At 43.2% G+C, this 13,431-nt stretch carries 9 protein-coding genes; 5 read left to right on the plus strand and 4 right to left on the minus strand.

The window, feature by feature from the left end:
- The first annotated feature begins 80 nt into the window (after positions 1 to 80).
- Positions 81 to 2,504, plus strand: coding sequence for a sensor domain-containing protein (locus T487_RS0110245; protein WP_051651659.1), 2,424 nt, complete (start codon positions 81 to 83; stop codon positions 2,502 to 2,504).
- Between the two features lie 69 nt (positions 2,505 to 2,573).
- Here the strand turns inward: T487_RS0110245 and T487_RS0110250 are convergent, their stop codons facing one another.
- Positions 2,574 to 3,215: a Crp/Fnr family transcriptional regulator gene (locus T487_RS0110250; RefSeq protein WP_031576946.1), complete on the minus strand. Its 642-nt coding sequence runs from the start codon at positions 3,213 to 3,215 to the stop codon at positions 2,574 to 2,576.
- A gap of 108 nt (positions 3,216 to 3,323) precedes the next feature.
- On the opposite strand from T487_RS0110250, the gene T487_RS0110255 reads away from it, so the two are divergent.
- On the plus strand, positions 3,324 to 3,950 hold the full coding sequence (locus tag T487_RS0110255) for a 4Fe-4S binding protein (protein WP_031576948.1): 627 nt from the start codon (positions 3,324 to 3,326) through the stop codon (positions 3,948 to 3,950).
- Between the two features lie 83 nt (positions 3,951 to 4,033).
- Entirely contained in the window at positions 4,034 to 6,871 is a 2,838-nt protein-coding gene (locus T487_RS15975; RefSeq protein WP_051651660.1) for an efflux RND transporter permease subunit, read from the plus strand.
- A 71-nt stretch (positions 6,872 to 6,942) separates the two neighbouring features.
- Here T487_RS15975 and T487_RS15980 read toward each other — a convergent pair whose 3' ends face one another.
- Positions 6,943 to 8,664 (minus strand): sensor domain-containing diguanylate cyclase, encoded by a 1,722-nt coding sequence (locus T487_RS15980; protein ID WP_051651661.1) that lies wholly within the window; start codon positions 8,662 to 8,664, stop codon positions 6,943 to 6,945.
- A gap of 413 nt (positions 8,665 to 9,077) precedes the next feature.
- Between T487_RS15980 and T487_RS0110275 the strand changes: the two genes are divergently transcribed.
- The gene (locus tag T487_RS0110275; protein WP_036909382.1) at positions 9,078 to 11,096 is read left to right on the plus strand and encodes a fructose-bisphosphatase class III; all 2,019 of its coding nucleotides are present in this window, start codon (positions 9,078 to 9,080) and stop codon (positions 11,094 to 11,096) included.
- A gap of 104 nt (positions 11,097 to 11,200) precedes the next feature.
- Here the strand turns inward: T487_RS0110275 and T487_RS0110280 are convergent, their stop codons facing one another.
- Positions 11,201 to 11,992 (minus strand): VOC family protein, encoded by a 792-nt coding sequence (locus T487_RS0110280; protein WP_051651662.1) that lies wholly within the window; start codon positions 11,990 to 11,992, stop codon positions 11,201 to 11,203.
- A gap of 133 nt (positions 11,993 to 12,125) precedes the next feature.
- Positions 12,126 to 12,617, minus strand: a complete 492-nt coding sequence (locus tag T487_RS0110285; RefSeq protein ID WP_051651663.1) for a DUF1836 domain-containing protein — start codon at positions 12,615 to 12,617, stop codon at positions 12,126 to 12,128.
- A gap of 147 nt (positions 12,618 to 12,764) precedes the next feature.
- Between T487_RS0110285 and trhA the strand changes: the two genes are divergently transcribed.
- On the plus strand, positions 12,765 to 13,412 hold the full coding sequence (trhA, locus tag T487_RS0110290; RefSeq protein WP_031576957.1) for a PAQR family membrane homeostasis protein TrhA: 648 nt from the start codon (positions 12,765 to 12,767) through the stop codon (positions 13,410 to 13,412).
- Positions 13,413 to 13,431 lie beyond the last annotated feature (19 nt).

Raw genomic sequence — 13,431 nt, forward strand, 5'->3', positions numbered from 1 at the left:
GAACAGCATAGGTTTTTTCAAGGTATCCGAGTATAATGGAAATAGATTGTATACACTGAATGTGGAAGGATTTTAATCGTATGAATGAACAGAACCTACTGAGTCTTGAGGAGTTTATCGCTGCACTTCAAGCACTGCCCTATCCAGCTGCACTAATATTGGAAAAAAATAAAGAAGAAGTCTTTTTTCTCGGAAGAAATCAGGCTTTTTCTTCATATCTGGAAATTCTGGAAGATCAGAATACTCTTCCGGAGACAAAGAACTGTCTGGACGTATTGAATATCCAGTTGGATGAAAAAAGCAGGAACCCCCTCATTCATCATGGTGGACATACCTTTCCGCTTACTGTAAGAAATGCAGAAGGGACGTCTATGTCCGTTACTGCCAGAATCACTCCTCTGAGGAAAAAGGAAGGGGAAGTGCTGTCACTACTGCTTCTGGAAGACAAAAGAGAGCAGGACAGGCTTCTTCAGAAACTGAATAAAATTCATCTGCAGTATGACGCTTTTTTTGAACAGAGTCCAGACATCCACTATCTCATAGACACCAAAGGATATTTTCAGGAGATGAATCTCAAAGGAACAGAATATTTTAAAAGATCGAAAGAAGAAATCATCGGTCTTCATTATCTTGAAGTGATTCACGAATCGGACCATGCCCTGGTCAATGAGTATTTCAAGAAGGTTCTCGATAAGCAGATTGCCCAGGTGGAGCTCCGCTCCGTGACTAAAACCGGTGATGTGGGATACCTGGACATCACCGCCATCCCTGTCATCATCGAAGGGGAAGTCATGGAAGTCTTTGGTGTGGCCAAGGACATCTCCAAGAGAAAAGATATGGAGATTGAGCTTCTTGAAAGTGAGGAGCGGTACAGATCCCTTTTTGAGGATAACATCGATGCAGTGGTTACCTATGATCTGGAAGGGAACTTTCTGCATCTTAACAAAGCCACAGAGGATCTCATGGGCTACAGCGCAGAAGAACTCATCGGAAAGCCTTTTTTTCCTTTTATTGTGCCAGAGTACCAGCAGTTTACCTTGAAGGAGTTCTCCAAGGTTCTGAATGGTCACTCCATCCGCTACGAAACTGCCATGTACAATAGAAAACAAGAGGTGGTGCATCTTCATATCACCGTAATGCCTCTGATCATCGGCGGAGAAATGAAAGGGATCCACTGCATCGGCAAAGACATCACCAACCGGAAAAATATGGAGCGCTCCCTGAAAAAGGTAGCGTACCAGGATCATCTGACCCATCTACCCAACCAGAGAGCCATGATGGAGGATTTTGAGCGTCTATTGGAGGATGAGGCGAGGATTGGGGTTCTGGTTCTGGATCTGGACCGGTTTAAATCCATCAATGACAATTGGGGACATGAAGTAGGAGATGAACTTTTGAAGGCTGTGTCCCAAAGACTTCTTTACCATGTCCAAGACAATAGAGCAAAACTATACCGTTATGGTGGGGATGAGTACATTTTTCTTTATGGATTCACAGAGCGGAACGAAGTGGAGTCCTTTGCTGAGAATCTTCAAGGTCTCTTTAAAGATCCCTTTATCATTCATTATGCTGAAGTCAGCGTATCGTCCAGTATCGGCATCAGCACCTATCCGGAGGATGGAGAAGATCTGGAAACACTTCTCAAGAAGTCGGATAATGCCATGTACTATTCTAAAAAAACGGGAAGAAACCATGCCACGTTCTATGGAACCAAGGGGATGGGGAAGGAAGATGAAGCGATCCGAATGGAGCTGCTGCTGAAAGAAGCCATGAAAAATGAAGAGTTTTCCCTGGTATATCAGCCTCAGGTCGATCTTTCAAGCGGAAAAATCACAGGGGTGGAAGCGCTTCTCAGATGGCACAGTCATGAGTTGGGTACGGTGCCTACCGGTCAGTTTATTCGGGTGGCGGAGGAAAGTGGGCTCATCATTGAACTAGGAAACTGGGTGACAATGAAAGCACTATCAGATTTAGCCAGGTGGAATCAGATGGGGTATCAGCTGGAAATGTCGGTGAACATCTCTACCCATCAGTTTTATCATCCGGAGTTTCTTCTTTATCTTGAAAGAATAATCAGAGACCAGAAGGTTCCACCAAGCCAGCTGGTGCTGGAGATCACAGAGTCCATTGCTTCCCATGCAGAAGTAGTGTTGAAAGAGCTGCAGAAGATTAAAGAGATGGGACTGAAAGTCGCCATTGATGATTTTGGCACTGGATACAGCTCTCTCAAATATCTCAAGGATTTCCCCATCGATTACTTAAAAATCGACAAGTCCTTCGTGGATGGGATTGAAGAGGATGATAAAAGCAGGGACATCGTGTCCACCATCATTACCTTGGCTCATAATCTGGGGCTGCTCACGGTGGCAGAAGGGGCTGAAACCAGAGAGCAAGTGGATTTTTTGAAGATGGAAGGCTGCGACAGTGTTCAAGGGTATTATTATGGAAAACCCATGACAGAAGCTATGCTGTTGGAGTTCTTAAATAGGGTCCAAGGTTCATAAAGAGTGATAATCAGTAGTCAGCAAGAAGCAAAGAAGAAAGGAGGATGCAAGGATTCTCCTTTCTTTATATTAGTCTAGAATCTCTATCCAATTTTTTTCAGTCCGAAGGATCTGCGCTTCACTCATTTTTCTCAGTTCCCGTGATACAGAAGTTCGTTGAACCCCCATTTTTTCTGCCAGAGCTTTTTTGGTCATTGGCAGAAGAAAGGGGTTTCTCTTTTGTTTTTTCATCTCTATTTCAAAGTATCGCAGAAGCTTTTCCCGCAGTGGCTGGCCCATATAGTTTCTAACCGTATGGCTTAAAGAAGAAGCCTGATTGTTGGAGAAAGAGAGGAAGGAACGGAGTATCACCGGATGGGTCGAGAGAATTTCAAACAGATTTTCTTTTTCAATGGCTAAGATCGTAACATCCGTTTTGCAGGAGGCGGTCATGGGATAATAAGGATACGCTGTATAAAGAAGATTTCCGCCTAGGATATCCTGTTCCTTCAGTTCAAAAAGAGTGAGGAGAGTACCGTCTTCACTAATTCGGTCTATGGTGATAACACCTGAAAGAACAATCTCAAGATGTGTGCAATGTTCTCCTTCAAAATGCAGTACACTGTTTTTTTTATAGTCTTTTCTGAAGAAGAACTGCCTCGATATATAGTTGGACCGCTCAGGGTCCGTTAAACTTTGAAAAAGGGGCAGCATTTCTAATAATTCCTTCATGATAAAATCTCCTTGTAGTATCTCTAACCAGGTGTGACCACAGGTCACACCTTTTTTGTAATTATATCTGTATCATGGGAGGAAATCAAAGAAATTAGGAGTGAGGGAATGCGTAATTGGAAAAATTATGTGCGATGGTTATTTTTTGGTCTTTTTCTATTTATCATTGCGCAGGGGAAGATGGTTCTGTGGCTTATTATTTTTGCTGCCAGTCTTCCGCTGGCTTATTATTTTGGACGGCTTTACTGTGGGTATGTCTGCCCCATGAACACGGTCATGAAGCTTTCGGAGAAGATGTCCGGGAAAATGAAAAGGATCCCGAAAGAAGCGCCCAGATGGCTCTCCAGCGGAAGGATGCCTTGGGTTTTTCTTTTTCTTAGTTTAGGGTGGATGGTTTTCTCAAGAACTGTGCTTGGGAAGAATCCTCCCGTACTTCTGATCTGGCTTCTATTATCGGTGGTGATTACACTTTTTTATAAGCCTTCTGTCTTCCATAATCTCATCTGTCCTTTCGGAGTTCTACAGAAAGCATTCAGCAGGAAGCCCTATCTTGCCTATAAAGTAGTGGAGAGTCAGTGTATAGGCTGCAAAAAATGTGAAAAGGTGTGTCCTTCAGCTTCCATTGAAGTGCTGAAAGCGAGTAATAAGGCATGTATCACCACTTCATTGTGTCTTCAGTGTGGAAACTGCAAACAGGTGTGCCCAAAAGATACTATTTTCTATCAGAAACGCTAAAGAACGTATTCTAAAAACACTACGTTAATAGAAGCTTAGTAATATTGAACGAAATCTAAAAACAAGATAAAGTGAGGAACCATATGAATCGAATTTTTGCTGCACTAGGAAGACGTATTGAAAAGAATCCATTTAAAATGCTTATTATTTCTGTACTTATATTTGTTGTCCTGATGACTGGAGCAAGGGTCATCCGAATGGCTACAGGCAATGAAACCCTTGTGGATAAAGACCATACGGTATACCAGTCTAATGAGAAAATGGAAGAAACCTTTGGTGGGGATTCTATTCTTATTCTGTTCCAAGGAGAGAAGGAGGATCTGCTGGGTTTGGAAACTCTGGAGAAAATGTTTGAGCTGCAAAAGCGGTTTGAATATGAGGAAGAAGTAAGAACCATTCTGAGTCCCGCTGCAGTTCTTCATAGTATGACAGTGAATGGCAGTGAAGAACTGAAAGAGAATCTTCTTGTCATGGGTGAGGGACTGGGAGAGATGGGAGAGAAAATTGAAGAGGTGGGACATACGCTAAAAAGCAAAGATGTTATGGATCCACAGCTGATGGGCGAAAAGCTTGATGGTCTCCGTGGAGTATCAGATCATTTCAGCAAGCTCATCACCGGGCAGGAGAACATTGCTGCAGGAACCGCTGGGCTTCAAACAGGACTTTCAGAAGTTTCCGAGGGACTGGCCCATCTGTCCTTAAAGCTGGTGGAATTCAGTTCATTATCAGAAGGGAATCCGCAGCTAACAGAAGGGCTCCGGATGGCGTCGGAAAGTTTGAAGAAAAGTGCGGAAGGTCTTACCATCATGGCAAGCAAAACTGAGAATCTCAAAAAAGGAGCGGACCAGACTGCTACAGGCTTAACAGAAATCGAAAGAAAGCTTTCAGGAGAGCTGAATGAGATGAAAGGGGCGCTGTCTGATGGTGTAAACCCAAAAGAACTGGAAGAGATGGCGGATGGGTTTCTCCTTATGGGAGAGAACTTAAGTCAGATTTCGGAAGGTCTTCTTACATTTTATGATAAAAGTAGTATGATGAAAGCGTCTTTCCCAGGAACCGAGACAGATCTGAAGTCCATGCTGTATGATGAGAATGAGAAAATCCGATCTGTTTTCCATGAAGTGCTACCCAATGATGAGAGTGCGCTGATGGTATTGAAGCTGGAAGGAAATCTCACGGATGCGGAAAAGGATCAGATGGTAGAAATTGTGATGGAAGCAGTAGAGAAAGAAGAGCTTTCGAACCTCACAGTGACGGTATCTGGAAAACCCGTTCTGGACAGTGCTTTAAGAAGTGAGATGAAAAGTAATATGGCCAGGATGGTGGGCTTTGCAGTGGTCATCATGCTGGGGGTACTGGTGCTGGTTTTCAAAGTGGAATGGAGGGCGCTCAGCTTAGCCATCATACTCATTTCAGTGCTGGCTACCTTAGGGGTTATGGGCTATCTTTCCATACCTGTGACCATGGTGTCCATGGCTGTATTTCCCATACTCATTGGGCTTGGCATTGATTACTCGATTCAGTTTCACAATAGATTCGAGGAAGAAGGATCTGTGGAAACAACACTGAAACATATGGGTAAGGCTGTATTTATTGCAGTGGCGGCCACTGTTCTTGGATTCGCCTCTCTCTATATCTCTCCGGTGCCGATGATCCGGGACTTTGGAAAGATGCTGACCGTTGGTGTGACCATCAGCTTCATTGGAAGTGTTATTGTTCTAATGCCGGTTCTTTATTTAAGAAATAAGAATAGAGGCGATAGAAGCGGTGCCATGAAGAAGAATATCAAAGAAAAAGGAAAAGAAGGGGTATTAGACAGATTTCTGAAAAGAACCACAGAACTTGTACTTAGGGCATCTGTGCCAGTGCTTCTTCTGGCGGCTCTGTTGGCAGCCTCTGGTTACTATCTGGATCAGAAGATCGGAGTGGAGAGCAATATAGAAACCTTTATGCCACAGGAGATGGAAGCGCTGAAGGATATCAAGACTCTCCGCCAAGTAGTGGGATCCACGGATCAGATTGCTCTTTATATGGTGTCGGAAGACTTTATGACTGAAGAAGCGGTGGCTTATCTTCAACAGACAGAAGAAAAGCTTCTTAGTAAATACCCGGATGAAATTGTTTCAGTGGGATCCTTAGATACACTGATTTCAAACTTTCGAGACCCTAGAGAGATGAGCCATAAAGAGTACACGAGCCAGGTGGAAAAACTCCCGCAGATGCAAAGAGAGATGTTTCTCAGTGAGGATCGGACGAAAGGATTGCTGCTTCTAAATACAGTCAGTATGAGTGCAGAAGACCTTCAGATTTTCACGGAAAATCTTGCGGAGGATATTGCAGATGCGCCTTATGATATTTATGTGACTGGAAAAGGTGCTTTAGACGTGGAGATGGTGAAGGGACTGACCACTGGCAGAATGGAGATGACACTTCTCGGGCTTGGACTTGTGTTTCTTGCACTGCTTCTCGTCTATAGAAACATCATGAAAGCATTCATTCCGATGATTCCAGTTCTTGTGATCATTGGAATCTCCAGTGGGCTCATGTACTATCTTGGCATCCAGTATACCCCGATTACTGCAACCATTGGTGCATTAGTTCTTGGGATGGGGGTTGAAATGACGATTATGCTCACGGAAAGATATCTTGAGGAGAGAATCATGGGGAAGAGTAAAAAAGAGGCCATGATTCATGGAGTCTCCACCATCGGCAAAGCCATTGTCGCTTCAGGACTGACCACGGTGGGCGGATTCTCGGTGCTGATGCTGTCTGATTTTGTCATATTGAAAGACTTTGGACTAATGACCGTGATCAATATTTCACTGGCACTTCTCAGTACCCTTGTGGTGCTGCCACCTGTTTTAGTACTATTTGATAGATTTCTCTTCAGCAAAAAAGAAAAAGAAATCTGGGACATCTGAAGAACAAGAAAGCCATCCTTTTGAGGGTGGCTTTTTTCACATAGTATAAGGTTGTGTTGGAAGAAGAGGATTCAAGGATCTACTTCCAAAGAAGGCACAAATTCTGATTCTTTTGAAAGCCTCACCTGATTTCTTCCCATAGCCTTAGCGGTGTAGAGGGCGTCATCCGCTCTTTTGTAGAGTTCATTGAAGGACTCTCCAGGTTGCTTTTCTGCAACACCTAAACTGATAGTAAGAGGTCTTTTCAGTCCAAAATCTGTAAGTTCCACAATCCTTCGGGCACGCTCAGCAAGGTGCTCCGCTGTTTTTAGGTTGCTGTCATAGAGGAGAATAATGAATTCTTCTCCGCCAAGTCTTGTAACCGAATCCTCTTTTCTGAATGTGGTTTCCAGCTTCCTTGCCAGCTCCTGAAGCACCTCATCTCCTTTGTCATGACCAAAATCATCATTGACGGATTTAAAGAAGTCGATGTCCAGAATGATCATGGAGGTTGATTTACCGCTCTTTTCTAGAAGGAGCATTTTATCTTTTGCAAATTTGTCGAGATAATATCTGTTTTTTAGTCCAGTGAGGTGATCTGTGGTTACCTGATTTTTCAGGAAAGCATTTTCCGCCTGCTGCTCCCGGATAAAGTAGAAGATACTGTAGGTGAATACCACAGCTTCCGTTAGAACAGCTGTAAAGATCATCAGACTGATGTTCACATGGCTTTCAATATATGCCAGTAGGCTCAGGCTTTGAAGGATTGAGGAAACCATGAGCACAAAGGTGGCGAAGGGAATCCAAACGGAGAATCTGATCTTGCGCATGGAAGTATACAGTGCCACCAGGAAAATATAGAGATAGGAGATACTTACAGCCACTGAGGTGATGAGCATTTCCCAATCGTGGTCAGTCAGAAGAATGAAAAATGCAGAAAGAGCCGTGACGGCCAGAGCTCCTTGATAGAGCTCTTTAAAGCGGACGCCCTTATTTTTCACTTTCAGGTAGTCATAGAGGAAAAAATACATGAATACCAGTGCCAACATCTGAAACTCCTCATAATAGAAACTGGTACCCATATCATACATCCGGTTTCCGAAGGATGTGTAATAGTAGAGAGAAAGGGTGGTGAAGAGCTGAAACAGACCATGGAAGAGATAGGACTTTTCTTTGAAGATATAATATAGTATGACATTTACGAGGAATATGATCAAAAACACAGTGAAATGCACCGAAAAGAAGAGAGACAGCCGGTTTTCGAAGATGGAAAAATCTTCATAGAGCATGGTCCTGAACTCAGGATTCTGAACTGGACCTTCGATCCGGATATAAATCGGCATTTCAGCATCAATGGAATTTGGCATGTGAGAGAATGCATGAATGCTTCTACCTCTGACTTTTCCTGTAGACAGAATCTCGGTGTTCTGATATTTGGTCAGTCTCCCAGTGAAAATGGGAAAGTAGATGTCAAAATTCCTGATATAGGGCTGAGCTGAGAAAATGGAATAGTCCTGCTTCAGGATATTGCTTGGGATTCTGATCCACATGGCTTCGCCGCTTTCTGCCCGGCTGTATCTTTCATGATCAAATAGCCGAAGGTTTTTCAGCTGCTGGATTTCAGAAAGTCTCAGGGAAGAGCCTGTGGTGATATACTCCGCGTGGTCCATGAGGGTTTCTGATTGATTGCGCCACAATTTCCCCTCCAGGTTCTGGAACCAGGAAGGGTAGAAAGCAAGCAGTATCACATAGAGACTTACCGCAGCAGTAAAAACTGCAGCCAGCCCAAAAGAGTTCCCAATTTTTTTCTTCATTTTTAACACTTCAATCCACCGGGTTTTCACCCTACTCCCTTAATTTCAGAAAAATCCATGATTTACTATAATAATATCGGAAATCCCATGGAGGTTCAATGAAAATCAACAGAGGTGCAGGTTTTGGAAAGATTCTTCCCGTTTCTGAATGTGCGGGTGACCAAAGATGGAACGGATCAGTAAAGGTTTACAAATTTCAGATTCTGTGAGTATTTTTCATCAGTTCTTGAAATATTTATCGTATGGACCCACAGTCATTCAAAAAATAATGATAATCTTGAGGGTTTTACGAAATACAAACTGCACTTTTGAGGGTTTTTCATCCGAGGATATGAATATCCTATGGGGAAATGAGGATTTCCATAGTATAATAAGTGAAATAAAGGAATTTGTTATGATTTGGGGGCGTTACAATGACAAATGAATTGACTGGAAGCGAAGTGAAAACCATAAGAGATCTGGATTATCTGACACTGCTGGCCAAGCAGTATCCGACCATAGACGCGGCAACAACAGAAATCATCAATCTGCAGGCGATTCTGGACCTGCCCAAGGGTACGGAACATTTTCTGTCAGACATCCATGGGGAGTTTGAGTCTTTTCGGCATGTGCTGAAAAATGCATCCGGGGTTATCCGCAATAAAATCAATGATCTTTATGGTAACACCTTAAGAGAAGCAGAAAAGAGAGCTCTAGCGACGCTCATCTATTATCCCAACGAGAAGCTGGATATGCTGGACATCAATGAAAGAGAACTCAGCGACTGGTATAAAGTCCACCTGTTCAGGCTCATAGAAGTCTGCAAGAGAGTTTCTTCCAAATACACCAGGTCAAAGGTGCGTAAAGCCTTTCCAAAGGAGTTCGCTTATATTCTGGATGAACTTCTCAATGAGAATGAAGACCGAATCAATAAGTATGACTACTATAACAAGATCATTGACACCATCATTGATCTGGACAGATCCAGAGCATTTATTGTAGCCATCTGCAATCTTATCCAGCGGTTTGCGGTGGACCGTCTTCATATCATTGGAGATATTTATGACAGGGGTCCTGGAGCGGATATCATTATGGATATGCTGAAAGAGTACCACTCGTTAGATATTCAGTGGGGGAACCATGATATGATCTGGATGGGCGCTTGTGCGGGCAATGAGGCTCTCATTGCAAATGTCATCCGAATCACCGCCCGATACAACCATCTTGAACTTCTCGAAGACCGCTATGGCATCAATCTTTTGCCACTGGCGACCTTCGCCATGGATACCTATGGAAATGAAGAACTGAAGAATTTCATGCCTAGAGGTGTGGAGATCACAGAGAAAAATCAGCGGGAAATGGAAATGGTGGCTAAAATCCATAAGGCAATCTTCCTCATTCAGATGAAGCTGGAGGCCGAAATCATTTACCGTCATCCGGAGTATGGCATGAATGACCGGATGCTTCTGGATATGATTGACTACGAAAAAGGAACCATCCTTGTGGATGGGGTGGAGTACGCTCTCAATTCCAAGGAGTTCCCAACCATAGACCCCAAGAATCCTTTTATCCTCACAGAAGAGGAGAAGGAGATTGTGGACCGCTTGAAGAGAAGCTTTATGAACTCTTTAAGGCTCAATGACCACGTGAAGCTTCTCTATTCAAAGGGCAGCATGTACAAGGTGTTCAACGGCAATCTGCTTTTGCATGGCTGCATTCCCATGGAGGCCAATGGTGACTTCATGCCCATCATGATTGATGGAGAAGAATACCACGGGAAAAGAGCATTGGATGAACTGGAGAGACTGGCGAGGCAAGGATACTTCAATAATGATCCAGTTCTTCGTGAAAAGGGACTGGATGCCATGTGGTATCTCTGGTGTGGACCTGCATCACCACTCTTTGGGAAGAAAAAGATGGCGACCTTCGAACGCTATTATATAGAAGAGAGGGAAACCCATGCGGAAGAGAAGAATCCCTACTATAAGGACCGTGAAAATATAAAATGGATTGAAAAGATCCTGGCGGATTTCGGTCTTGATATTGAAACCTCCCATCTCATCAACGGTCATGTTCCTGTGAAGGTTATGAAGGGAGAAAGTCCCATCAAAGCAGGAGGGAAGCTTTTGGTCATCGATGGCGGATTTGCCAAAGCTTATCAGAAGGAAACTGGTATTGCCGGGTACACCCTCATCTATAATTCTCATGGCATGAATCTTGTGAGTCATGAGCCCTTTGAATCCACCAAGAAAGCCATTATGGAGGAGAAGGACATCGTCTCCACGGTGATGGTTCTTGAAAGCGTCACCAGCAGAAGACGGGTGGCTGATACGGACACAGGATATGAACTGAAGTCCCAGGTGGAAGATCTTCTGCAGCTGGTGAATGCATACAGAAAAGGGTATATCAAGGAAATGATCCAGACAGCCTATATCAATGAAACCAAACCCTAAAGAAAAGGAAAACCCCGAAGACTGGTGTCTTCGGGGTTAAAATATTTGAAATATACAAAAAAGAGAAAGTATATTTCAAATAGGAGGAAGCAAAAGGGTGGTTGTTATCTGATAAACCCTCGGTGCACTTCATATAGAATGTTACTGGGGTCCCGGTGGACCATTTTGTAGCTTTCTGTCTTATAGAGTGCATCATAGATGGAGGGCTCCAGATAGAGGGTAAATGAATGAATTCCAGGATAATGGTCTTCCTTTTCTTTTGGAGAACCTGGCAGCCAAAGATTCATGGCGATGTGATGGTGGTATCCATCTCTGGAATAAAAGCCTGCACTGGGATAATCAAACATTTTCGCAAGTCCCAGGGTTTCCTTGTAATGCCGGGAGGAAGCTTCCAAATCCAGAACATGAAGATGGATATGTCCGAGGACTGTATTCTTTGGGAATTTTATGAATTCATTGGAATACCTTGATTTGAGGACACCATCTATGTCCATCACTTCTGTGGACATATGGAGAGTCCCATCTTTCATCCACTTTTCTTGAGGCCTGTCCCAGTAAACTTCAATGCCGTTTCCTTCAGGATCTGTCAGATATACAGCTTCTGACACATAATGGTCAGAGAATCCGGTGACGGGAATTCTTGTTTTTGCTGCATGATACAGAAAATCCCCGAAATCACCTCTCGTGGGGACTTTAATCGCAAAATGATAAAGACCCACCTCGTGACGTCTGGTTTTGTGGGTTTCATGAAGAATAAGAAGAGGACGGTCGTCTGCATAGAGCACTACTTTTCCGTCTTCCATTTTACCAGTGAGCCCAAGATGCTCATAATATTCTCTCATGTTGGTTAAGTTGTTTACATTGAGGTGCACTGCACCTAGTTCTATTGTTTTCATCTAATCGCCTTCATTTCATCTCAACTTCTAAATCCGTGATTGTTATGGGATTTAGTCTAAGTGTACGGGACGGATGAAAAGTCTGTATGAAGTGCAAGATAAAAAATTGTGAACACTTCCTCTGAAAATGTTGTCATAAAAGGCTTTTAGAAGATTTAGCCTGTTCTTCAGCAAGGTTCTGGAAATAGCTTGAAAGGAGTGCATAGAGATAGACTAGGCTTTCACTGTGATTGCTCTCTGCCACAACAGAAGCGGAAAGAGCAGACGCAGCAGTGAGCGTACTCTGGTAGTGGGAAAGAAAAGATCCATATAGAGTGTAAAGAGTGGCAGTTTCTCCCTTTTCCAGTTCTTTGCTGAGAGGAGAGAGGAGGGTCTTGATCTGAGGCAGAGTCAGGGTTCTTTTTAGAATCTGGATGAGAGACAGCATCATCAAATGCTCTCTGGAGTATTTTTTCTTTTCTGTAGGAAAAAGTATTTTGTCTTTGGTATAATTATTAATCATGGTTTTTGTCAGTGGCCATTTGGGGAACTGTTTCTCCATAAGAGTCATGACCTGATCCATATAGAGGCCAAAATCCGGCAGAGCTTCCACTTCTGGCAGCTGGGGGAAGGATGTTTCAAGCATTGTTTCATCTCCTTATCTTGTTTTCAGAACTACATAACATCATCATAATAGATACAATTCACATTTTCAATATTGCATTTTATGGAAGCTGCGGTATAATACAAATAAGACAACACATAGTTATTAAAACTAGATGGAGGGATCTACATGAAAAAAAGCAAACTGAGAGAGCCTGTGAATGCCTGGACACATTTGGGAGGGGCGATCTTATTCTTTATCGGAACCATTGTGATGCTGGTCCATAGAATAGTGACAGAAGCATCAGTGAAGAGTATCGTTGGTGTTATTATATTCGGACTCAGCCTGGTTCTTCTGTACCTGGCCAGCGGAATTTATCACAGTTATAATGGCAGTGAAAAGGTTATAAAAAAACTGAAGAAACTGGACCACAGTATGATTTATGTGCTCATTGCAGGAAGCTATACACCAATGTGCCTCATGGTTCTTGAAGGACAGCAGAGGGTAGTGATATTAAGCGTTATCTGGGGCATTGCATTGTTTGGGATCCTCTCAAAGATTTTTATACCAGGGATTCCCAGAGTGCTCTACACTCTCTTCTATCTCATGATGGGATGGATGGTCATCTTTTTCATTGGTGATGTGTATTCGAGTATTCCCCAAGGCGGATTCCTCCTGCTTCTTTTTGGTGGGATTCTCTATTCCATCGGCGGCATCATCTATATGATCAAGAAGCCAAACTTTTCCAAGGTGCTGGGCTTTCATGAACTTTTCCATTTGTTCATTTTAGGCGGCAGTCTTCTACATTATTTCTTCACATTCTTTTATCTCGCTTAATTTTTTAAGGGGATACTGG

The organism is Proteiniclasticum ruminis DSM 24773 (assembly GCF_000701905.1).
In the GTDB taxonomy this organism is placed as follows: Bacteria; Bacillota; Clostridia; order Clostridiales; family Clostridiaceae; genus Proteiniclasticum; species Proteiniclasticum ruminis.